This window comes from Streptomyces sp. NPDC057743 (genome assembly GCF_042798755.1).
Taxonomy (GTDB): domain Bacteria; phylum Actinomycetota; class Actinomycetes; order Streptomycetales; family Streptomycetaceae; genus Streptomyces.
Window position 1 is genome coordinate 126,468 of the sequence record NZ_JBHVJX010000022.1, and the last position, 22,514, is coordinate 148,981.

Annotated in this window: 14 protein-coding genes, 1 tRNA gene and 1 other RNA gene; 4 read left to right on the forward strand and 12 right to left on the reverse strand. The window is 73.1% G+C overall.

Features of this window, described 5'->3' with window-relative positions; translation table 11 throughout:
- Positions 1 to 552: 552 nt before the first annotated feature.
- Positions 553 to 4,572: an AAA family ATPase gene (locus ACFVFQ_RS25065; RefSeq protein WP_383419794.1), complete on the forward strand. Its 4,020-nt coding sequence runs from the start codon at positions 553 to 555 to the stop codon at positions 4,570 to 4,572.
- Positions 4,573 to 4,841: 269 nt separating this feature from the next.
- Entirely contained in the window at positions 4,842 to 6,983 is a 2,142-nt protein-coding gene (locus tag ACFVFQ_RS25070) for a M3 family metallopeptidase (protein ID WP_383419796.1), read from the forward strand.
- A gap of 45 nt (positions 6,984 to 7,028) precedes the next feature.
- Here the strand turns inward: ACFVFQ_RS25070 and ACFVFQ_RS25075 are convergent, their stop codons facing one another.
- The gene (locus tag ACFVFQ_RS25075) at positions 7,029 to 8,111 is read right to left on the reverse strand and encodes a hypothetical protein (RefSeq protein WP_383419798.1); all 1,083 of its coding nucleotides are present in this window, start codon (positions 8,109 to 8,111) and stop codon (positions 7,029 to 7,031) included.
- Positions 8,112 to 8,403: 292 nt separating this feature from the next.
- Positions 8,404 to 9,237, reverse strand: coding sequence for a class I SAM-dependent methyltransferase (locus tag ACFVFQ_RS25080; protein WP_383419800.1), 834 nt, complete (start codon positions 9,235 to 9,237; stop codon positions 8,404 to 8,406).
- 69 nt (positions 9,238 to 9,306) lie between these two features.
- Between ACFVFQ_RS25080 and ACFVFQ_RS25085 the strand changes: the two genes are divergently transcribed.
- Entirely contained in the window at positions 9,307 to 11,259 is a 1,953-nt protein-coding gene (locus ACFVFQ_RS25085; protein WP_383419804.1) for a S9 family peptidase, read from the forward strand.
- Positions 11,260 to 11,363: 104 nt separating this feature from the next.
- Here ACFVFQ_RS25085 and ACFVFQ_RS25090 read toward each other — a convergent pair whose 3' ends face one another.
- From ACFVFQ_RS25090 to ffs, 10 genes are all read right to left on the reverse strand, one after another.
- Positions 11,364 to 12,251, reverse strand: coding sequence for an SURF1 family protein (locus ACFVFQ_RS25090; RefSeq protein ID WP_383419806.1), 888 nt, complete (start codon positions 12,249 to 12,251; stop codon positions 11,364 to 11,366).
- Between the two features lie 234 nt (positions 12,252 to 12,485).
- On the reverse strand, positions 12,486 to 13,607 hold the full coding sequence (locus ACFVFQ_RS25095) for a hypothetical protein (protein WP_383419808.1): 1,122 nt from the start codon (positions 13,605 to 13,607) through the stop codon (positions 12,486 to 12,488).
- 113 nt (positions 13,608 to 13,720) lie between these two features.
- Positions 13,721 to 14,296 carry a SigE family RNA polymerase sigma factor gene (locus ACFVFQ_RS25100; RefSeq protein ID WP_274914394.1) on the reverse strand — a complete coding sequence of 192 codons (576 nt, stop codon included), beginning with the start codon at positions 14,294 to 14,296 and terminating at the stop codon, positions 13,721 to 13,723.
- Positions 14,297 to 14,992: 696 nt separating this feature from the next.
- Complete coding sequence (locus ACFVFQ_RS25105; protein ID WP_383419811.1) at positions 14,993 to 16,108, reverse strand: aspartate-semialdehyde dehydrogenase; 1,116 nt, start codon at positions 16,106 to 16,108, stop codon at positions 14,993 to 14,995.
- Positions 16,105 to 17,376 carry an aspartate kinase gene (locus tag ACFVFQ_RS25110; protein WP_383419816.1) on the reverse strand — a complete coding sequence of 424 codons (1,272 nt, stop codon included), beginning with the start codon at positions 17,374 to 17,376 and terminating at the stop codon, positions 16,105 to 16,107. Before ACFVFQ_RS25110 ends, ACFVFQ_RS25105 begins: the two co-directional genes overlap by 4 nt.
- A gap of 335 nt (positions 17,377 to 17,711) precedes the next feature.
- A complete protein-coding gene (locus ACFVFQ_RS25115; RefSeq protein ID WP_383419818.1) occupies positions 17,712 to 18,374 on the reverse strand; it encodes a DUF5063 domain-containing protein in 663 nt (220 codons plus the stop codon).
- Positions 18,367 to 18,966, reverse strand: a complete 600-nt coding sequence (gene recR / locus ACFVFQ_RS25120) for a recombination mediator RecR (RefSeq protein ID WP_274914398.1) — start codon at positions 18,964 to 18,966, stop codon at positions 18,367 to 18,369. The genes ACFVFQ_RS25115 and recR overlap by 8 nt, the downstream gene beginning before the upstream one ends.
- A gap of 77 nt (positions 18,967 to 19,043) precedes the next feature.
- Positions 19,044 to 19,397, reverse strand: a complete 354-nt coding sequence (locus ACFVFQ_RS25125) for a YbaB/EbfC family nucleoid-associated protein (protein WP_383419821.1) — start codon at positions 19,395 to 19,397, stop codon at positions 19,044 to 19,046.
- A 205-nt stretch (positions 19,398 to 19,602) separates the two neighbouring features.
- Positions 19,603 to 22,053 (reverse strand): DNA polymerase III subunit gamma and tau, encoded by a 2,451-nt coding sequence (locus ACFVFQ_RS25130; RefSeq protein ID WP_383419823.1) that lies wholly within the window; start codon positions 22,051 to 22,053, stop codon positions 19,603 to 19,605.
- Positions 22,054 to 22,138: 85 nt separating this feature from the next.
- An RNA gene (ffs, locus tag ACFVFQ_RS25135) (signal recognition particle sRNA small type) lies at positions 22,139 to 22,237 on the reverse strand.
- Positions 22,238 to 22,357: 120 nt separating this feature from the next.
- On the opposite strand from ffs, the gene ACFVFQ_RS25140 reads away from it, so the two are divergent.
- Positions 22,358 to 22,445 (forward strand) — tRNA-Ser (locus ACFVFQ_RS25140).
- Positions 22,446 to 22,514: the final 69 nt, after the last annotated feature.

Below are 22,514 nucleotides of genomic sequence, written 5' to 3' on the forward strand. Positions count from 1 at the left end.
GAGAAGTAGCAAGTCAGGCCCGGTTTTCGGAAACGGAAACCGGGTCTGATGCATTTTTTAGTGCGCGGCGCCTGGTGCGCGGTGGCTGATGTGCGTCCTGATGCGGGGCGTCTGGTGCCGGGCTTCGCTGGGGCGCGGGCGTTGACGAGCCCTCAGGGGCGTTCGTCGGCGCGGAGGATGCAGAAGGTGCCGAGGATGGCGAGAGGGCGCGGGAGCCGGAGATTTTCCGCGAGGTGGGCGCGGCCCGGGCCGTTCGGGGCCGGTCCCTCCCCTCGTGGGGACCGGTCCCGAACGGCACTCGGGCGTCGATCCGCGCCGTGGCGGCGGATCGCAGGGCGGGGCCTGCGGTCGACGGGCGTCAAGAGAGGTGTCTCCGAGCGCTGTGCCGGCGGCTTGTCCGGGTAGGACCCGGTTGCTGTGCCGCTGGGTGGTGATCCTGCCAGCTACGGCTCCGGAGGAGGAGGTTCCGGAGCTGGGCGGGGGTCTTCCTCGCAGGTCAGGCGGCTAAGGTGAGTTTTCCGGTCCGGATGTCCTAAGCGGGGGAAGTAAGGGGTGGAGACCTTGAGTTCCGACTCAGGGGCACGCACGACCTTCGCGGAACGCCTCGCGCTGCTCTACAGGGAGGCCGGCAACCCTCCCCTGAAGAAGGTGGCGGAGGCGGTCGTCCGACTCCAGCGGGTCGACGAACGAGGGCGGCCCGTGCGGGTGTCGGTGCAGCGGATCAGCGACTGGCGGCGGGCGAAGAACGTGCCGGCCCAGTTCGCCGCGTTGGCGGCGGTGCTCCAGGTGTTGATCCCGCAGGCGCGGCGGCTGCGGCCGGCGCCGGTGTCCCCCGGCCTGTACGACCTGGCCCAGTGGCAGCGGTTGTGGGAGCGCGCGGTTGCCGACCCGGTCGCCGAGCGTGCCGCGGCCGCCGCGCCCCCGGAGGAGCGCGCCCCGGCCGAGCCGCCGGCCGTCGCCGGCGTCTGCCCCTACCGGGGGTTGGCTCCGTACCGGCGGCAGGACGCCCGGTGGTTCTTCGGCCGCGAGCGCAGCGCCGAGGCCCTCGTCGCGCAGTTGAGCGCGGCGGAGGGGACCGGTGGCGTGGTGATGCTGGTGGGCGCCTCGGGGGCGGGGAAGTCCTCGCTGCTGAACGCGGGGTTGGTGCCGGCGCTGCGAAACGGCGACCCGGGCGCGGGTGACGGACCGGAGCGGGAGGTGGTCCAACTGGTGCCGGGCGGCGATCCGCTCGGGGAGCTGACCGGCCGGATACCCGAGCTCGCGCCCGTCGTCGCGGCCGCCCGGGAGGCGGCGGCGGGGCAGCCCGGCGCGGGGCCCGATCCGGAGGCGGTGCGGGCGGCCGTCGCGGCGTGGGCGAAGCCGCGGGCCTCCGCGGCCGGCCGGCCGGTGCTGATCGTGGACCAGTTCGAGGAGGCGTTCACGCTCTGCGCCGACGAGGCGGACCGGCGCGCCTTCATCCAGCTCCTCAACGCCGCGTGCACCCCCGCCGATCCGGCCGACCCCGCCCCCGTCCTCGTCGTCGTGGGGATACGCGCCGACTTCTACGAGCAGTGCCTGGGCCATCCAGAACTGGCCGATGCGCTCCAGCACCGGCACATGGTGCTCGGCCCGCTGTCGACCGCGGAGCTGCGCGAGGCGGTGACCGGGCCGGCGAAGGCGGTGGGGCTGGAGTTGGAGCCGGGGCTGGCGGAGTTGATCGTCCGGGAGGTGAGCGCCGACGGTCCTGGTGGGGCGCACGACGCGGGCGTGCTGCCGCTGCTCTCACACGCCCTGCTCGCCACCTGGCAGCGGCGGAAGGCGGGCCGGTTGACGCTGGCCGGCTACCGCGCGGCGGGCGGCATCCAGGGCGCGGTGGCGGCGACCGCCGAGCGGGCCTGGACCGGCCTCGACCCGACGGCGCGCACCGCCGCCCGGCTGCTGCTGCTCCGGCTGGTCCGGCTCGGCGAGGACACCCAAGCCACCCGTAGGCGGGGGACCAGGCGCCAACTGGCACAGGAGTCGACGGACCCCAGCAAGACGGAGGAGTCGCTCGAAGCGCTCGTCCACGCCCGTTTGGTGACGCTCGACGCGGAGGCCGTGGAGATCACCCACGAGGCGCTGCTGCACGCCTGGCCGCGGCTGCGGGACTGGATCGACGAGGACCGCAACGGCAATCTGCTGCGCCAGCGGCTGGAGGAGGACGGCCGGGCCTGGGAGGGCTCGCACCGCGATCCGTCGCTGCTGTACCGGGGCTCCCGGTTGGAACAGGCCCGCGCCTGGGCGCAGTCGGCCGGGGACACCTTCCTGACCCGGAGCGCGGTGGAGTTCCTGGCCGCCTCGGTGCGGCTGCGCAAGCGCACCGTCCGGCTGCGCCGCGGCGCGGTGGCCGCCCTGGTCGTCATGGCGCTGCTGGCCGTCGGCTCGGCGGTGGTCGCCTGGCAACAACGGGACGACACCGTCTTCCAACAGGTGCTCGCCGAGGCCGACCGCGCCCAGTACACCGACCCGTCCCTTTCCGCCCAACTCGATCTGGTAGCGCACCATTTGCGACCCCAGGATGAGGGCACCAACAACCGACTGGCCTCGATCGTCAACGCGCCGCTGGCCACGCCCCTGCTGGGCCACACCGGCGCCGTCTACCTGACCTCGTTCAGCCCGAACGGGCGGGTGCTGGCCACCGCCAGCTACGACCGGACGGTCCGGCTCTGGGACGTCTTGGACCCGGCCCGCCCCCGCCCCCTGGGCAAGCCGCTGACCGGCCACACCAGTTGGGTGAGTACCGCCGTCTTCAGCCCCGACGGGCGCACCCTGGCCAGCGCGTCGGACGACGGCACGATCCGCCTGTGGGACGTCCGCGACCCCGGTCACCCGCGGCCGATCGGGCCGCCGGTGACCGGCCACGACGGCACGGTCTACCTGCTCGCCTTCAGCCCGGACGGCCACACCCTGGCCGCCGCCGACGAGGACCACACGGTCCGGCTGTGGGACGTGTCCGACCTGCGCCGGCCGACCTCGTACCGCACCCTGACCGGCCCCTCCGCGGCCGTGCGGTCGGTGGCGTTCAGTCCCGACGGCCACACGCTGGCGGTCGGCGCCGACGACGCCACGATCAGGCTGTGGGACATGACCGACCCACGGGCGCCGGAACGGGTCGGTCCGGTGTTGACCGGCCACACCGCGACCGTGCACTCGGTGGCCTTCAGCCCCGACGGCCACACCCTCGCCAGCGGCAGCGCGGACAACACCATCCGGCTCTGGAACACGGCCGATCCGGACCATCCGGCGCCCCTGGGCCCGCCGCTCACCGGCCACACCGGCCCGCTGTGGTCGGTGGCCTTCAGCCCGGACGGGAACATGCTCGCCGCCGGCAGCGCGGACAGCACCGCGAGCCTGTGGAACGTCAGCGATCCGGCGTACCCGTCGCAGGTCGGCGAGCGCCTGGCGGGCAGCAGCGGCGAGATGTACGCCGTGGGCTTCAGCCCCGACGGGCACACCCTCGCCACCGGGAGCGGCGACAGCAAGGTGCGCCTGTGGTCGATCCCGAGGTCCAACATGGTCGGCCAGGCCGGCGCGTTCCGTCCGGACGGGCGGGTGCTGGCCACCGCCGCCAAGGACAAGAAGGTGCGGCTGTGGGACGTGACGACGCCCAACCGGCCCGTCCCGGTGGGCGAGCCGTTCCAACCCGGCAACGGCATGGTGCACGCGCTGGCCTACTCCCCCGACGGCCGCACCCTCGCGGTGCGGACCGGCACCCCCTCTCCCGCGGTGCAGTTGTGGAACGTCACCGACCCGGCGCACCCGGCCCCCTACGGGCCGGCGCTGCCGCTGCGGATCCGGTTCTCCGGCCCCGCGGCGCTCGCCTACAGCCCGGACGGCCGGACCCTGGCGACCGCCTACGACGACTACACCGTCCAGTTGTGGGACGTCAGTTCGCCGTCCCACATCCGCCCCCTCGGCCCGCTCCTCACCGGCCACAAGGGCTATGTCAACGCGCTCGCGTTCAGCCCCGACGGCCACACGCTGGCCACCGGCAGCGCGGACGCCACCATCCGGCTGTGGGACACCGCCGACCCGCGGCACGCCACCCGGCTCGGCCGGCCCCTGACGGGGCACCTGGGGCCGGTCAACGCGCTCGCGTTCAGCCCCGACGGCCACACCCTGGCCAGCGGCAGCGACGACGAGACCGTCAGGCTGTGGAACACCACCGATCCCGGTAAGGCACGCCGGTTGGGCGCTCCCCTGACGGGCCACACCGAGGCGGTGGTGTCGTTGACCTTCAGCAGGGACGGCCACACCCTGGCGAGCGGCGGCAACGACAACACCGTGCGGTTCTGGAACGTCGCGCTGCCGTCGGCCGCGAAGCCGATCGGGCAGTCGACGAGCCCCAACGCCAAGACGGGCAACTTCCTGTCGTTCAGCCCGGCCAGCCATCTGCTGGGGGTGTCCAGCGGCGCCGGGACGGTCCGGCTGTGGGACCTGGACACCGAGGGGGCGATCCGCCGCATCTGTGCCACCACCCGGGGCGTGCTAACGCCGGCGAACTGGAAGGAGTACCTGCCACAGCTCGCCTACGACCCGCCGTGCGGCACGTGAGGGGCCGGCCTCCGGGCGGCCGACCGTCGCCCGTCGGCCGCAGCACGTGACGCCGGTCACAACTCTGCCGTGCAATCGGCCAGTTGACTCCCCTTGGGCCGACAGCCTTGCTACGCTTGATCACAGCCCGATCGCTGGTGCATCCCCCGTCGCCAGCGATCGGGTCTTTTCGTGCACTGTTGCTGCTGCGCGGGTGCCCGCGCCCCAGGGGCGGGCGGCCCGGGCAAGCGCCGGACCGCCGGCGGCGTTCGCGCGTAGGGTCGGTATCCGTGACTTCTGCGAAGAGTTCCGAGACGAGTCCGAGTGCAGCGACGGCTCCGGAGCCGGGGGCGGATGCGGGGTCCGCGACGGCTTCGGACGCGGCGGGGCGGCACCCGGACCCCGCGCCCCCGAATCCCTTCTTCTCCACGAGTGAACTTCCCTACGGGCTACCGCCCTTCGCCCGTATCCACCACGAGCACTTCCGGCCCGCCTTCGAGCGGGGCATCGCCGAGCAGTTGGCCGAGGTGGCCGCCATCGGGGCCGCTCCCGGGCCGCCAACGTTCGAGAACACCGTGGAGGCGCTGGAGCGCAGCGGTGCGGTGCTGCGCCGGGTGTCCGCGGTGTTCTTCAACAAGGCGAACGCCGATACCGACGCGGCCACCCAGGAGTTGGAGGCCGAGATCGTGCCGCGGCTGGCGGCCCACGAGGACGCCCTGCTGCTCGATCCGGCCCTCTTCGCCCGCCTGGAGGCCCTCCACGAGGCGCGGGCCACTCTCGGGCTGGACGGGGAGCAACTGCGGCTGCTGGAGCGCCTGTACGCCGCGCGGGTGCGGGCCGGGGCGCGGCTCGGCCCCGCGCAGCGGCGGCGGCTGCGGGAGCTGAACGCGGAGCTCGCCCGCCGGTGCACCGAGTTCCGACAGAACCTGCGGGCCGACACCGCGGCCGCGGCCCTGGTGGTGGACCGCGCCGAGGAGTTGGCCGGGCTGCCCGACGACGAGATCGCCGCCGCCGCCGAGAACGCCCGGGCCCTGGGCCGCGACGGCGGCTATGTGCTCAGCCTGTTGAACTTCACCAGTCAGCCGCAGCTCGCCGCCCTGGAGGACCCCGCCTTGCGGGAGCGCCTGTTGGCCGCGTCCACGGGGCGGGGCCGCGGCGCCAACGGGGCCGTCGCGGTCACCGTGGCCCGGCTGCGGGCCGAGCGGGCGGCACTGCTCGGCCACCCCACCCACGCGTCCTGGCAGGTCGCCGACCAGACCGCCGGGACGACCGACGCGGTGGAGGAGATGTTCGACCGGCTGATCGGGCCCGCGCTGGCCAACGCCGAGCGGGAGGCCGCGGCCCTGGCCGAGGCCGCCGGCGGCGAAGTCCGGCCCGCCGACTGGCCGTTCTACGCCGAGCGGGTCCGCCGGCAGCGCTACGACCTCGACGCGGCGGCCCTGCGCCCCTATTTGGAGCTGGAGGCCGTCCTGAGGGACGGCGTCTTCCACGCCGCCACCCTGGTGTACGGGATCACCTTCACCGAGCGCCCCGATCTGACCGCCTACCACCCGGACGCCCGGGTCTTCGAGGTGCACGACGCCGACGGCGGCCCCCTCGGCCTCTACATCGGCGACTTCCACGCCCGGGAGTCCAAGCGTGGCGGCGCCTGGATGAACGAACTGGTCCTCCAGTCCCACCTGTTGGGGCAGCGTCCCGTGGTGGTCAACAACCTGAACATCGCCAAACCGGCGCCGGGCGAGCCGGTGCTCCTGAACTGGAGCGAGGTCACCACGCTCTTCCACGAGTTCGGGCACGCGCTGCACGGCCTCTTCTCCGACGTCCGCTATCCGCTGCTCGCCGGCACCGAAGTACCGCGCGACTTCGTCGAGTTCCCCTCACAGGTGAACGAGATGTGGGCAGAGTGGCCGGAGGTGCTGGCCCGTTATGCCCGGCACCATCGCACCGGGGAGCCGATGCCGCCCGAACTGCCGGCCAGGCTCCGCGAGGCGGAACGATTCGGCGAGGGCTTCGACAGCGTCGAGCACCTGGCTGCCGCCGTCCTGGACTGGGCCTGGCACACCGTGCCCGCCGACCAACTGCCCGGCGCGGACGGCGCGGAGGCGTTCGAGGCGGCCGCGCTGGAGCGGTACGGCCTGGCGCACCCGGCGATCCCCCCGCGCTACCGGACCGGCTACTTCGCCCATGTCTTCGGCGGCGGCTACGCGGCCGGCTACTACGGCTACCGCTGGGCGGAAGTGCTGGACGCGGACACCGTGCGCTGGTTCCGCGAGAACGGCCAAACGATCCGCGAGAGCGGCGAGGTCTTCCGCCGGGAACTGCTCAGCCGGGGCAACAGCGTCGACCCGATGGCGGCGTTCCGTGCGGTGGTCGGCCGCGATCCGGACTTCGCGCCGCTGCTGGAACGGCGCGGCGCCACGGCCGCCCCGTAGCCGCCGGTCGCCGGAGGCCCGCCCCCGTGCCTCCGGTCGTCGCCCCTACTTCCCGTCGTCGGCCGGCGCCCGCCAGGTCACCGACGGCGCGCCGTCCCCGCTCCCCAGGAACGTCAGCGAGGCCGGCGGGTCCCCCTTGGGCAGCATGTGGATGGTGCACTCGGTCACCGTGGCGCCCGGCTTGACCATCTTGTGCGGCACCGCCTCGGGGCACTGCGCCACCCCGGGGCCGCCGATGTCCAACAGCAGCATCTTCCGCGCCTGCGTACCGCTGACGCCCTTCAGCAGCAGGCTGTCGTTCAGGTTCGGCAGCAGGTCGAACTTCCCGGTGTTCCGGTAGGTGACCGTCACGTAATACGGGACCTGCTTCTTCTGGTCCGCGCTCAGGTCGAAGCGGCTCAGATCGACGAGCGAGCCGGCGCGGACGCTCTTCGGGGTGGCCAGCACCGTCGCCGTGCGGCGCTCGCTGTCCGTGGTGACCGCGTCGGCGGGCTGATGAGCCGGCAGCACGCCGGTCGCGCCCTTCTGGGCGCCGCCGATCTGCCACAGCAGGGTGTCGCCGCCGTCGTCCTTGTAGGAGACGTTCCCCGGCTTCTGTCCCTCGGGGAGCATGAAGATCTGGCAGAACACCGAGGTCTCACCGGCCGCCAACTCGGTCTTGCCGGCCTCCCGGCACTCCGGCGGCAGCCCGTTGTCGGTGGCCAACGGGTTGCTGCGGAACAGCGAGAGCTGCTGACCGGCCTGCCCGTCCACCCCGTTGAGGGAGAAGTTCCGCTCCGGGTCCAGCCCGCTCACCGTGTCCTTGCCGGTGTTGGTGTACGAGACGGTCAGGTAGTACGGGACGGTCCCCCGGAGGTTGTCGTCGAGCCGGATGTGCGCGAAGTCCGGTGGGTGGCCGAGGGCCAGGCGGGTGGGCTTCAGCTTCAGCGGGTGCGCCTTGTGGTCGCTGCCGGTCCAGGTGGCGGCGCGGGTCGCGGACTCCATCGGCAGCGGCTTGGCGGGCACCGCCGCGGGCGACGCCCCCGGCTTCGCCGTGTCTTTGGACGGCCCGCCGCACCCCACGGCCAGCAGCATCAACACGCCCGCGCCCACGGCACCAGCCGTCCGCCTGCGTCGTTGCACGGTCATCCCCCGTTGCACTGTCGCTCCATCCCAAGCGGCACCCGCCGCCCTCCCGAGGCCCACCCCGAGCCGGGGCGGCCGAACCCGGCCATCGCGACCGGCCCGTTGGGACGCGTGCCGCGGTCGACGTGGCCTGCCGGGGCCGGCTCAGTCGGCCTCGTCGGCACGACGGGCGCGGCCGGCACGGCTGGCGCGGCGAGGCACCGCTGGCCGAAACCGACCGGTCGTCCGCCACACTAGCCGGGCCGGAGCGCAACGATTCCGCCAGCCCTGGCGGACCGGCCCATCACCCCGTCCCTCAGGCCGGTTTGGTCGCCCTCAGCGAATACATCAGCGGAATACGGGGCCGGTCCTGCGGAAAGCGGTAGTAGCCGTCCTCGCCCCGCCGCAGCACCCCGAAACGCGGGAACAGCGTCATGTCGTGCTCGTGCAGGAAATCGAGGCGCAGCCCGGCCCTGGCCACCGCGCTGACGACGTCCCCCAGGGAGTGCTGCCATTCGACGCCCCTGTTATGGACCGTCTGCGCCCCGAAATCCGTGTAACTGCCGGGGGTTTCCTCGTCCCACGCCTCGCGGCGGAAATAGTCGTGCGCCACCCGCGAGCCGGTCTCCTCGTCCAACACGTCGCCCAGCGGATGGAATTCGGCGAGATAGAGGAAACCGCCGGGGGCGACGAGGGACGCGGCGGTCTCGGCCCAACCGACCAGATCCGGCAGCCAGTTCACCGCCCCTATTCCGGTGTAGACGATGTCGTAGGCGGGGTCCGGCACCGCCTCGGCGGCGTCGTAGACGTCGGCGGTGACGAACGCCGCCCGGTCCGGACCGTAGCCGAGTTCGACGGCCAGCTCGCGGGCCGCCTCGACGGCCGGCTCGGAGAAGTCCAGGCCGACGACGCGGGCCGCGCCGCGGTGCGCCCACGACAGGGTGTCCTGGCCGAAGTGGCATTGGAGGTGGAGCAGGCTGCGGCCCGTGACATCCCCGACCTCCTCGGTCTCGAAGTCCCGGATCACGTCCCGGGTCCGCCGGAATGCGTCCTGGTCGTAGTAAGCGCTGGCGGTGTGGAGCGGAACGCGCTCGTCCCACCGCGCGCGATTCGCCTCGCGCCAGCCTTCGGGCCCCATCTGATCTGCCATGGGCCGAAGTTATCCACAGGCCGCCGGCCTCGCCAACGAGATTTCCGCGGCCGGGCGCAGAATGGCCCCATGACTGACGAGACCACAGGCCCGGGCCACACCCCCGCCGATCCGCCCCCCGCCCCCACCCCTTCCGCTTCCTCTTCCGCCGACACAAAGGGAAACCAGGAATCCACCGACGCGACGACGGCCGCCGGCCCGCGCGCGGGCACGGGTGAGGAGAAGTCCGGCATGCCGGACTGGGAGAAGCGCTTCCGCGCCCCGCGGATCGGGCTGCCCGAGTGGGCGGAGTACGCCCCGGACCGCTCCCTGTTCGTCTCGAACGCCACCGGCACCTTCGAGCTCTACGCCTGGGACCGCGCCACCGGCACCCAGCGGCAGGCCACCGACCGCCCGCACGGCACGACGGACGGCACCCTCTCGCCGGACGGCGCCTGGATCTGGTGGTTCTCCGACACCGACGGCGACGAGTTCGGCGTCTGGATGCGGCAGCCCTTCACCGGCGGCCCGGACGAGCCCGCCGCCCCCGGGCTCGCCGCCTCCTACCCGGGCGGCCTGGCGCTGCACCGCGACGGCACCGCGGTCATCGGCCGCTCCACGGACGAGGACGGCTCGACGATCCACGTCGTGCGGCCCGGGGAGCAGCCCGTGGAGATCTACCGCCACCGCGAGTCGGCGGGCGTCGGGGACCTCTCCCACGACGGCTCGCTGATCGCCATCGAGCACACCGAGCACGGCGACGCGATGCACTCCGCCATCCGCGTCGTCCGGCCGGACGGCTCGACGGTCGCCGAGCTCGACGACACCCACGGCGGCACCGAGGAACTGGGCCTGTCGGTCATGGGGTTCGCCCCCGTGGACGGCGACAGCCGACTGCTGGTGGGGCACCAGCGGCGGGGCCGCTGGGAGCCGATGCTCTGGGATCCGCTGACAGGCGTGGAGACCCCGCTGGAGATCGACCTGCCCGGCGACGTGGGAGCGGACTGGTACCCGGACGGCTCGGCCCTCCTGGTGGAGCACGAGTACCAGGCCCGCAGCGAACTGTGGCGCTACGCCCTGGCCGCCGCCCCGGGCACTCCCCTGAGCCGCGTCGACACCCCCGCCGGCACGGTCTCCGGCGCCACCGCCCGCCCCGACGGGACGGTGGAGTTCCTGTGGTCGTCCGCGGCCCAGCCCCCGGAGGTGCGGTCGACGAACGGCACGGTGGTCCTGGACCCGCCCGGCATGAAGGCCCCCGGCTCGGTCCCCGTGACCGACGCCTGGGTGGACGGCCCCGGCGGCCGCATCCACGCCCTGGTCCAACAGCCGCCCGGCGCGGGCCCGTTCCCCACCGTCTTCGACATCCACGGCGGACCGACCTGGCACGACAGTGACGCCTTCGCGTCGTCCCCGGCGGCCTGGGTGGACCACGGCTTCGCGGTCGTCCGCGTCAACTACCGCGGCTCGACCGGCTACGGCCGGGCCTGGACCGACGCGCTCAAGCACCGCGTCGGGCTGATCGAGTTGGAGGACATCGCCGCGGTGCGCGAGTGGGCGGTCTCCTCCGGCCTCGCGGACCCCGAGCGGCTGGTGCTCGCCGGCGGCTCCTGGGGCGGCTATCTGACGCTGCTGGGCATCGGGACCCAGCCGGACGCCTGGGCGCTGGGGCTGGCCGCCGTCCCGGTGGCCGACTACGTCACCGCGTACCACGACGAGATGGAAGCCCTCAAGGCCATGGACCGCACCCTCCTGGGCGGGACCCCGGAGGAGGTCCCCGAGCGCTTCGAGGCGTCCTCCCCGCTGACGTACGTCGACGCGGTGCGCGCCCCCGTCTACATCTCCGCCGGCGTCAACGACCCCCGCTGCCCGATCCGGCAGGTGGAGAACTACGTCCAGCGCCTGGAGGAGCGCGGCCACCCGCACGAGGTCTACCGCTACGACGCCGGCCACGGCTCCCTGGTGGTGGAGGAGCGCATCAAGCAGGTCAGCCTGGAACTGGACTTCGCCCGCCGCTACCTGAAGACGGGGGAACGGGCCGACTGACGGCGTTGCGGGGTGGGGGTGGGGGGTGGGTGGGACGGGGGGAGGGGGAAGCCCCCAGAGCGGCGGCCGCTCCGCCCCCACCCCCACACCCCACGCCCCGCCCGCTAAGCCCCTTGAGGCTCCCGCGTCTCCTCGGGGCTCTCCGCCCCCTCGGCCGGCTCCCCGCCGCGCGGGCCACGCTGGCCATCCGGGCCGCTCGGCTCCTCCGGGGCGATGCCCAGTGCCGCGTCCCGGGCGGCCTCGGCCTCGCGGCGGACCAGGCGGAACCACATGAAGAGCACGAAGCCCGCGAAGACGAACCACTCGCCGGTGTAGCCGAGGTTCTGGAACGCCTTCATGTCCAGGCCGCTGCCCTCCGCCGCGGCCGGCGGGACGGAGCGCAGCGGGGCGGGCGGATCGGTGAGCGTGATCCAGGCGTCGTAGACGCCGTACGGCACGATGTTGACCAGCGACGCCGCGCTGATCATGCCGAGCTGCCCCTTCGGCAGGCCCCCGCCCGACTGGACGCCGGCGGTGCCCTGGTTCTCGGACGCCTGGAGCGCGCCGACCACGGTGACCTCGCCCTTGGGCGGCGCGGGCACCTTCGCCGTATCGGCCGTGGAGTTGGCGTCGCCGGGGAGCCAGCCGCGCACGACCGGCAGCGCCTTGCCGCCGTCCGTACGCAGCAGGGTCAGGACGTAGAAGCCCTGCTGGTCGCCGTGGTTGCCCTGCAAGGTGCGGTCCGGCACGAGGAGTTGGTGCTCGGCGTCGTAGCGACCGCGGGCGCTCGCCTGGCGGCCGGAGGTGACCTGGTCGACCGGCAGCAGGCTCTGTAGGGGGCGGGGCGCCGCGGCCTTGGCGTCGGCGGACCGGTTCTCCTGCTGCTGGTGCGAGGCGACCCGGTCGTCGAAGCGGCTCAGCTGCCAGCTGCCCATGAAGATGCAGAAGGGGATCGCCAGTACGGCGAAGACGTTGATTCCCCACCACCGCGGGGTCAGCAGGAACCGGTACACCCCATCAACGGTACGGGGCCCGCCCGGCACGGCCGCACCGCCCCCTCCCCGCCGCCGCTCGGCCCCCGGGACCTGGCCGCTCGCCACGACGACGGGTACCGGCAGCGGCGGTCCGGACGGCGAGCGGTACGCACTCCGGCCACACCACCCGCGGCCACCCCGGCGGCAACAGACACAGCAGCCACAACCGGCCGTGCCAGCACCGTGCCTAGGGCGTCACCGCAGCCCCTACGGCTACGGCGCCGCCAGCGGTGCCGTCCGGTACACCGTGCCGGCGCACGCATCCGCGATCTTGGCGTCGGCCGCCACGGGTTCGCCCGCCTCCGGGGTGTGGGTGAGGAGCACCCCGGAGGCCGCCGCCCCGCCGTTCGGGGTCCCCTCGCCGCCGCCGGCCTGGCCCTCGGTGCCACCGTCGCCCGCCGTCGCCACGGCGGCCGGCGAGGCCCCCGGTGCCTTGGACGGATCGGGGGACGGCGACGGGCCCGGGCTGGTGCACCCGGTCTTGCCGCCGCCAGCCGCCGGGATCCAGGCGAACTTGACCTCGTACGCCTGCCCCGGCTTGAGCACCAGTTGGTCGGGGGTGGTCGCCGGGTCCGGCAGGCCGGTGGCCTCGTCGCCCGACGTGTGGTCGACGACATGGACCTTGTCCGGCTTGGTGGAGCCCTGCGGGGTGAGGTCCACGGTCCCGCCGCCCTGCACGGTGCAGGCGGCGTCGGAGGTGTTCACCAGCCGGAACGCGCCGTAGACCCGGCCCGCCGAGTCGGCAGCGCCGACCGTCCCGGTCCCCTTGCCGAGCTGTTCGCGCCCGCAGACCGGCGAGGTGACGTCCATGGTCGCGTCGGGCGAGGGCGTGGCGTCGCCGGCGCCGGGGCCCGTGCCGGGCTTCTCGGCGCCCTTGTCCGCCTTGCCGGATGGTCGTTCCGGGCCCGGCGTCGCGTCGTTCCCGCCGATCGGCCGGGTGCTGGTCCGTGCGGGGCCGTCGCCGCGCGCGCCGCTGGTGTCGTGGGTGACGTCCCGGCTGCTGGCGGCGTTGGCCGGGCGGTCGCCGGGGTCGTCGCTGAAGCTGGCGACGTGCACCATCGCCGGCACCGCCGTGCCGCCGAGCAGCAGCGCCGCGGCCGCGCCGACCACGGCGTGCCGCCGTCGCTGGCGCCGGGCCGGCACCGCCCGCCGCAGCTGGTCCAACGCGTCCGGCGTGGGCTCCAGGTCGGCGACGCTGGACCGCAGCAGCCGCCTCAGCTCGTCCTCGCCGCCGAAGCCGGCATCCCCGGACGCGTCCCGCTCGTCCGCGCCCCGGCCGCTCGCCTCGCGCTCGCCGACGTCACCGTGATCACCCGCGTCACCGCAGTCGCTCACGCCACTACGGCCACCCGCGCCCCGGCCACCGTCGCACGCCGTGCCACCGGCCCCCCGACCGGTCTCGTCCCCCCAGTCACGCCTGCCGTTCCCGCTGTTGGGACCTGCCGCACTCACGCCGGAGCCTCCATGGCGACGCGGAGCGCCGCGATACCCCGCGAGCCGTACGCCTTCACCGAGCCGAGCGATATCCCGAGCGTCTCGGCGACCTGGGCCTCCGTCATGTCCGCGAAGTAGCGGAGCACCAGCACCTCGCGCTGGCGGCGCTGCAGGCCGCGCATCGCCTTGATCAATTGGTCCCGCTCCAGCAGGTCGTACGCGCCCTCCTCGGCGCTCGCCATGTCGGGCATCGGCTTGGAGAGCAGCTTCAGCCCGAGGATCCGGCGGCGCAGCGCGGAGCGCGAGAGGTTGACGACCGTCTGTCGCAGGTACGCCAGCGTCTTCTCGGGGTCGCGCACCCGGTTGCGGGCGGAGTGCACGCGGATGAACGCCTCCTGCACGACGTCCTCGCAGGAGGCGGTGTCGTCGAGCAGCAGGGCGGCCAGGCCGAGAAGGGAGCGGTAGTGCGCGCGGTAGGTCTCGGTGAGGTGGTCGACTGTGGTGCCGGCTGCCATCGCGTCGTCAGTGTCCCCACGCTGTGTCGACAGCTGCGCGGGGCGCGCGGCGGACCAGGGGGCGATCACCGGCATACCCCCGGGCACCCGCGGGCGCTGGGGGCGCACTGCCGCGCCTGCCCCTGCCACCGGGGCGATGGTGAATCCGAGTACCTCTGCCACGCTTGTTGGACACGCTTCCCCCCAAAAGGGTTGTACGCGCAAGGCCCCGCTTGTGGCGACGCGTCAAATGCCCTCATGCGCACCAACTCTTCCCAAACGCCCCAATTGCCCTGATACGACCGCCCTGTCGCGGTCGTCCCGCCACCCCAGGGCCCCGGAAGCGGCCCGCGCACACCACGGGCCACCCAAGGGGGCGATCCGGAGAGACGCCACCCACCGGGTCACCGGTTGCAGCGTCACGGGATGCGAATGATCGAACAGAACATCAGCCCAGATCAAGCGGTCCGCATCAGCACTCCATACACCAAATCTTCACACGACCCACAAATTATGTCGCAGGCCCCCACCCCGCCGCAGCCACTCCCACCAACTGCCGCCCCCGCAACGGAAACTGGCCCGCGCCGCCCCCATACGCCCCTTATCGCTGCCACCCAAACCCCGACTTCCGCAACAAAGCCCACAAACCTCAAACCGCACGCGCAAACCACCCATCACGGTCCACGCATCGCAAAACGCAAACAGCAAATCGCCGACCGCGGCCCGCACTTCGGCGCCCACGAAGCACCCACCGTGACCAACGCCACCCCCACCCGGCGCCCCCTACGCCCCTTAAGCCCCGGTATCCCCCACTACCAACTCCCCGATCTGCGCCGCGTTCAGCGCCGCCCCCTTGCGCAGGTTGTCCCCGCACACGAACAGCTCCAGCGCCCGCGGATCGTCCAGCGACCGCCGCACCCGCCCCACCCAGGTGGGGTCCGTCCCCGCCACGTCCGACGGGGTCGGGTACTCACCCTCGGCCGGGTCGTCGCAGAGCACGACCCCGGGGGCGACCGCCAGGATCTCGTGCGCCCCGGCGACCGTGACCTCCTTCTCGAAGCGTGCGTGCACCGCCATCGAGTGCCCGGTGACCACCGGGACGCGCACGCAGGTCGCGGTGACCGGCAACTCCGGCAGCCCGAGCACCTTCCGGGACTCCTCGCGGATCGTCAGCTCCTCGGAGGACCAGCCGTCCTCCTGCAAAAAGCCGGCCCACGGCACGACGTTGAGGGCGAGCGGCGCCGGGAACGGCCCGAGGGCGTCACCGACCGCGCGCCGCACATCGCCCGGCGCGGCGCCCAGTTCCTCGCCGGACACCATCGCGAGCTGCGCCCGCAGCGTCTCGGTACCGGCCCGCCCGGCGCTGGACGCCGCCTGGTACGAGGAGACGACCAGCTCGCTCAGCCCGTACTCGGCGTGCAGCGCACCGAGCGCGACGATCATCGACAGCGTGGTGCAGTGCGGATTGGCGATGATCCCGCGCGGCCGGATCCGCGCCGCGCACCCGTTGACCTCGGGCACCACCAGAGGCACGTCCGGATCCCCCCGGAACGCGCCCGAATTGTCCACCACCACCGCGCCCTTGGACACCGCGACCGGCGCCCACTGCGCGGCGATCTCGTCCGGCACGTCGAACATCGCGACGTCGATGCCGTCGAAGGCGGCCTCGCTCAACGCGACGACCGCGGTCTCCTCGCCCCGCACGGTCAGCCCGTGACCGACCGAACGGGAGGAGTCGACCAGCCGGATCTCGCCCCAGATGTCGGCCCGTTCGGAGAGGATCCCGAGCAGGACCCGGCCGACGGCACCGGTGGCGCCGACGATCGCGAGATGCGGCTTGGCGGCCGGGCGGGCCCCCGTCCCCGCCGTGTCGGCGAGGGACGGACGGCCCGCCTCGGCCGGAATCATCGCCCGGAGCCGCCGTAGACGATCGCCTCGTCGCTCTCGCTGTCGAGCCCGAAGGCGCTGTGCACGGCCTGGACGGCCTCGTTGACGTCATCGGCCCGGGTGACGACCGAGATGCGGATCTCGGAGGTCGAGATGAGCTCGATGTTGACGCCCGCGTTGGACAGCGCCTCGAAGAACGCGGCGGTGACGCCGGGGTTGGTCTTCATGCCCGCGCCGACCAGCGAGATCTTGGCGATCTGGTCGTCGTAGCGGAGCGAGTCGAAGCCGACCGCGGCGCGGGTCTTCTCCAGCGCCGCGACGGCCTTGCGGCCCTCGGCCTTCGGCAGCGTGAAGGAGATGTCCGTCAGGCCGGTGGAGGCCGCCGACACGTTCTGGACAACCATGTCGATGTTGACCTCGGAGTCGGCGATGGCACGGAAGATCCGCGCGGCCTCGCCCGGCTTGTCCGGAACCCCGACGACCGTGACCTTCGCCTCGGAGGTGTCATGCGCGACGCCCGAGATGATTGCCTGCTCCATCGGCTGGTCCCCTTGCGGTTCGTTGCTGACCCACGTGCCCTGCAGCCCCGAGAAGGACGAGCGGACGTGGATCGGGATGTTGTAACGGCGTGCGTACTCGACGCAGCGGTGCAGCAGCACCTTGGAGCCGGAGCTGGCCAGCTCCAGCATGTCCTCGAAGGAGATCCAGTCGATCTTCCGGGCCTTCTTCACGACCCGGGGGTCGGCGGTGAAGACGCCGTCGACGTCGGTGTAGATCTCGCAGACGTCGGCGTTCAGCGCGGCGGCCAGCGCCACCGCGGTGGTGTCCGAACCGCCGCGTCCCAGCGTCGTGATGTCCTTCTTGTCCTGGGACACGCCCTGGAAGCCGGCGACGATGGCGATGTTGCCCTCGTCGATGGACGCCTGGATGCGGCCCGGCGTGACGTCGATGATCCGTGCCTTGTTGTGCACGGAGTCGGTGATCACGCCGGCCTGGCTGCCGGTGAAGGACTGCGCCTCGTGGCCGAGGTTTTTGATCGCCATCGCCAGCAGGGCCATGGAGATCCGCTCTCCGGCGGTCAGCAGCATGTCGAACTCGCGCCCCGACGGGATCGGGGACACTTCCTGAGCGAGATCGATCAGCTCGTCCGTCGTGTCGCCCATCGCCGAGACCACCACGACAACCTGGTTGCCGTTCTTCTTGGCCTCAACGATTCGCTTGGCAACGCGCTTGATGCCCTCGGCATCCGCAACGGATGAGCCGCCGTACTTCTGCACGACAAGGCCCACGTGCGCTCCTCGCAACTGTCTTGAGCGGGAGGGGAACCCTCCCGGACCCCCTGATATGGGGGTACTGCGGTCGGCTCAGTCTAACGAGCGGGCGGAAACCGCCCCGCTACTACCGCATCGTGAGACACCAAACCCGCGTGGTGATCAACTCGCCCCTCGCGCCGACGCCGTGGCGACGGCCGATGAGCGCGCCGAACGCGGTCCGTGAACACCGTGTCCCTCTCCGGTCCAGCGCGGTGCTCCATCGCACCGGCTCGGCGAGCACCTTCCCGTTCCGCCCACCGGCACACGGAAACGTAACCCAGTTCACATCCCGGACGGCCCCCGGCCGGGGGTCACGCCCTCCGCAGCCCCAGCGGACCGGCGATCTCCGCGGCCATGACCTTGCCGGCCTCCTCGGCCAGCCGCTCCTCGTCGCCGGCGGCGCCGGTGTCGGTGTCCAGGCCGTCCAGCGCGTCCAGCGGCTGGTCGAGGCGGACGTGGGCGACCAGCGACTGCAGCGCACGGAGGGCGGCGGAGGCGGTCGGCCCCCAGTTGGAGAGGTAGGAGAACTGCCACCACCACAGGGCCTCGGAGACCCGGCCCGCCCGGTAGTGCGCCAGCCCGTGCCGCAGGTCGGTGATGATGTCGGCGAGGTCGTCGGAGATCCGGCAGGCCACCGGCTCGCTGCGCGGCACGTACGGGTCGAAGACCTCGGAGTAGACGTCCACCGGGTCGAGCAGCTGCGCGAACCGCTCGCGCAGCTCGTCCACGTCCGCCTCCGGGCCGGTGTCCGGCTCGTAACGCTCGTCGGGAACGATGTCCTCGTGGGCGCCGAGCCGGCCGCCCGCGAGCAGCAGTTGGGAGACCTCCAGCAGCAGGAAGGGCACCGCGCTGTCCGGCTCGTCGCCCTTGGCGACCTCGGTCACCGCGACGATGAAGCTCTCGATCGAGTCGGAGATCGAAACGGCGAAGTCGTCCGGGTTCTGTGTCGTGTTGTGCAGCGTGGCGTCAGACATCGAGAAGTCTCCTCCCTTCGAAGGCCCGCCCGAGCGTGACCTCGTCGGCATACTCCAGATCGCCTCCGACCGGCAGCCCACTGGCCAGTCGCGTCACCTTGAGGCCCATCGGCTTGACCATGCGGGCCAGATACGTGGCCGTGGCCTCGCCCTCCAGATTCGGGTCGGTGGCCAGGATCAGCTCGGTGACGGTGCCGTCCGCGAGCCGGGCCAGGAGTTCCCGTATCCGCAGGTCGTCGGGGCCGACGCCCTCGATCGGACTGATCGCCCCACCGAGGACGTGGTAGCGGCCGCGGAACTCCCTCGTCCGCTCGATCGCCACGACGTCCTTGGGCTCCTCCACGACGCAGATGACCGCCGGATCGCGCCGCGGGTCCAGGCAGACCCGGCACTGCTCCTCCTGCGCGACATTGCCGCACACGGTGCAGAACCGGACCTTGGCCTTGACCTCCATCAGCGCGTTGGCGAGCCGGCGGACATCGGTCGGCTCGGCCTGAAGGATGTGAAAGGCGATCCGCTGCGCGCTCTTGGGACCGACGCCGGGCAGCCTGCCCAACTCGTCGATCAGGTCCTGGACCACGCCCTCATACACGGAACGCCTTCTCTCTCTTCTGCCGTGCTGCGTACGCTAGTTGGCTACTCCCCAGAAGGGGAGGCCCCTCGGGTCCCTCAGAACGGGAGACCGGGGATGCCACCGCCGCCGCCCAGCGCCTGGGCGAGCGGGCCCAGCTTCTGCTGCTGGATCTTCTGCGCGGTGGCGTTGGCGTCGCGGACCGCGGCGAGCACGAGGTCGGCGAGGGTCTCGGCGGTGTCCTCCGCGGAGTCGGTGTCGACCGCCTTGGGGTCGATCACCAGCCCCTTGAGCTCACCGGAGCCGGTCACCGTCGCCTTGACCAGGCCACCCCCCGCGGAACCCTCCACGGGCGTCTCCGCCAGCTCCTGCTGGGCGGCCGCGAGATCCTCTTGCATCTTCTGGGCCTGCTGGAGCAGCTGCTGCATATTGGGCTGACCACCGGGGATCACGACATGACTCCTGCCGTACGACAACGATTGTGCGGTAGCCCGAGCCTACGTGTTCCGCGCGCCCGGCGCCCTACGCCGCAGGGAGGAGCACTGATGTGCCCCGTACGCCCCCGGGACGGCGGCGACGGCGGTGCGATCGCCGGGCCGCAGCCACGCACCCGGCGCCGCCGAACACCGCTCGACGTCGCTCACCGTCGCCCGCGGATCACTCGTTGTCGAACTCCTCCAGGACCGTCGCCCCGAGCTCCCGCACGATCAACTCATGGCCGCTGAGCGCCGAGTCGACGAGATCCGCGTCGTCCTCCGCCGGCATGTCGTACTCGATCGACGCCGGGGGCTCCGGCGGGGTGTACGAGGGCTGTGGCGCGGGGCTGCCCTGGCCACCGCCCGTGGACGGCGACGGGGCCACCGCCTCGCGCGCCATCCGGGCGCCCTGGCTGCCGCCGCCACCGGGCCCCTGCTCGGGGGCCGGCGGGGCGCTCGGCCGGGCCGGGGCCGGCGCCGGCTGCTGGGGCGCACCGCCGTAGCCGCCGGACGCCCCGCCGCCGAAGCCGCCACCGCCGCCGCGGGCGCCGCCGGACGGCGGGTTGGCCCCGCCGGAGGGGTCGACGATCGCCTCGACCCGCCACCGCAGCTGGAAGGTGTCGGCGAGCACCTCCTTGAGGACGTCCTCGCTGCCGCCGTTGGCGAAGCTGTCCCGGGCGCCGGCGTTGGGGAAGCCGACCTGCAACGTCGTGCCGTCGAAGCCGGAGACCTGGGCGTTCTGGCTCAGCAGGATCCAGGTGAAGCGGCGGCGGCCCTTGACCGCCTCCAGGATCTGCGGCCAGAGCTGCCGCGCCTGCGCGGCCCCCTGCGCCGCCGCGGCGGACGGCGCCCCCGCGGGAGCTCCGCCGGCGGGACCGGGCGCGGGCGCCGCGGGCGCGGGAGGCGGCGTGGGCGCAGCGGGCGCGCTGGGCGCCGCGGAGGCACCGGCGGCGGGCTGCCCGCCCTGCCCCGGCGCCGCGGCCGACGGCCAACTCCCGGGCTGCCGCGCACCGGTCGCCTGCCCCGCGCCCGTCGCGCCCCGGGTGCCACTGGGCCAGGCCCCGGGCCGCGCCGCGCCACCCTGGGGAGCGGCCGGCGCCGCCGCTTGCGGACCGCCCTCGCCCTGCCCGACCGGCTGACCGGCCGACTGATCGACTGGCGCCGCACCGGAGGCGGCGGGACTCCCCGCACTCGCGGGACTCGCCGAACCGGCCGGACTCCCGGGCCCCATGGGGCCAGCAGGCGCACCCGCCGCGGCCGGAGCACCGGCCCCCGCGTCCGCGCCCTGGCCGCCCGTCGCCCCTCGCACCGCGGCGCGCGCCGCCGCAGGTCCGGACGGCCCGGCCGGCATCGGCGGATGCGCCTGGGGCCCCGGCGCGTACCCGACCGCGGGCCCGCCGGACTCCAGCACGGCCCCACCGGGACCGCCGCCACCCGCGGGCAGCCCGCCGCCCAGCGCCACCGCCCCGGCGCCCACACCGCGCTCCAGGCGGTCCAGCCGCGCCTGCACCGACCGCTCGTCGTCGTACGCCGCCGGCAGCAGCACCCGGGCGCAGATCAGCTCCAGTTGGAGCCGCGGGGAGGTCGCCCCGCGCATCTCCGTCAGACCGGCGTTGACCAGGTCCGCGGCCCGGCTCAGCTCCGCCGCCCCGAACACCGACGCCTGCGCCGCCATCCGCTCCACCACATCGGCCGGGGCGTCGATCAGCCCCTTCTCCGCCGCGTCCGGCACCGCCGCCAAGATCACCAGGTCCCGCAGCCGCTCCAGCAGGTCGGAGACGAACCGACGGGGGTCGTTCCCGCCCTCGATGACGCGGTCGACGACCTCGAAGGCCGCCGCCCCGTCCCCAGCAGCGAACGCCTCCACGACGGAATCCAGCAACGACCCGTCGGTGTACCCCAGCAGCGACGTCGCCATGGCATACGTCACACCGTCCGCGCCGGCCCCGGCCAGCAGCTGGTCCATCACCGACATCGAGTCCCGCACCGAGCCCGCGCCGGCCCGCACCACCAGCGGCAACACCCCGTCCTCGACCGGGATCTCCTCCCGCCCGCACACCTCGGCGAGGTAATCCCGCAGCGTGCCCGGCGGCACCAGCCGGAACGGATAGTGGTGGGTCCGCGACCGGATCGTCCCGATGACCTTCTCGGGCTCCGTGGTCGCGAAGATGAACTTCAGGTGCTCCGGCGGCTCCTCGACGACCTTCAGCAGGGCGTTGAAGCCCGCCGAGGTCACCATGTGCGCCTCGTCGATGATGTAGATCTTGTAGCGGCTGCTGGCCGGGCCGAAGAACGCCTTCTCCCGCAGCTCGCGGGCGTCGTCCACGCCACCGTGCGAGGCGGCGTCGATCTCGATCACATCGATCGAGCCGCGCCCGTTGCGCGCCAGGTCCTCGCACGACCGGCAGCTCCCGCAGGGCGTCGGAGTGGGACCTTCCTCACAGTTCAAACAGCGCGCCAGGATCCGCGCGCTCGTCGTCTTGCCGCAGCCGCGTGGCCCACTGAACAGATACGCATGGTTGACCCGGTTGTTCCGCAACGCCTGCTGCAGCGGGTCGGTCACGTGCTCTTGCCCGATGACCTCGGCGAAGGTCTCGGGGCGATAGCGGCGGTACAGCGCAAGGGACGACACGCTTACGACGATATCGGGCCGCACTGACAACCGGGCTTCCCCAAGCCCCCGCCCGCACACGAGCAGGAAGCGGACGCCTTGAGCAAACGCAAGCGCCCCTCACGCACCCGCCAGAGCCGACCTACCCTTGCTGCCTTCCGGCCCTGGGGGAGTTCAGTCAGATAGCGCCACGTGAGGGGCTGCGCCCCACATTAGCGGATCCCCCACCCAACAAACGACCCACCCCGCACCGGACCCCCTCCCCGAACCCCCTCCCCCGGATCATGTTCGCGAGCACTCCCCAACGTCTTGTATTGTTTGCGGCGGAGGATTCGCCTAGAGGCCTAGGGCGCACGCTTGGAAAGCGTGTTGGGGGCAACCCCTCACGAGTTCGAATCTCGTATCCTCCGCCAGTGCCTTCACCGGGCACGTTGTCGAAGGGCCCCACCGTTCGCGGTGGGGCCCTTCGGCGTTTTCTCGGC

What these genes read in the sequence shown, in the direction of transcription:
- ACFVFQ_RS25080 (WP_383419800.1), bottom strand. Translation starts at nt 9,237, where the DNA reads ATGGCAGATCAGATGGGGCCCGAAGGCTGGCGCGAGGCGAATCGCGCG.
- ACFVFQ_RS25075 (WP_383419798.1), bottom strand. Translation starts at nt 8,111, where the DNA reads ATGACCGTGCAACGACGCAGGCGGACGGCTGGTGCCGTGGGCGCGGGC.
- ACFVFQ_RS25085 (WP_383419804.1), top strand. Translation starts at nt 9,307, where the DNA reads ATGACTGACGAGACCACAGGCCCGGGCCACACCCCCGCCGATCCGCCC.
- ACFVFQ_RS25105 (WP_383419811.1), bottom strand. Translation starts at nt 16,108, where the DNA reads ATGATTCCGGCCGAGGCGGGCCGTCCGTCCCTCGCCGACACGGCGGGG.
- ACFVFQ_RS25100 (WP_274914394.1), bottom strand. Translation starts at nt 14,296, where the DNA reads ATGCCGGTGATCGCCCCCTGGTCCGCCGCGCGCCCCGCGCAGCTGTCG.
- ACFVFQ_RS25115 (WP_383419818.1), bottom strand. Translation starts at nt 18,374, where the DNA reads ATGTCTGACGCCACGCTGCACAACACGACACAGAACCCGGACGACTTC.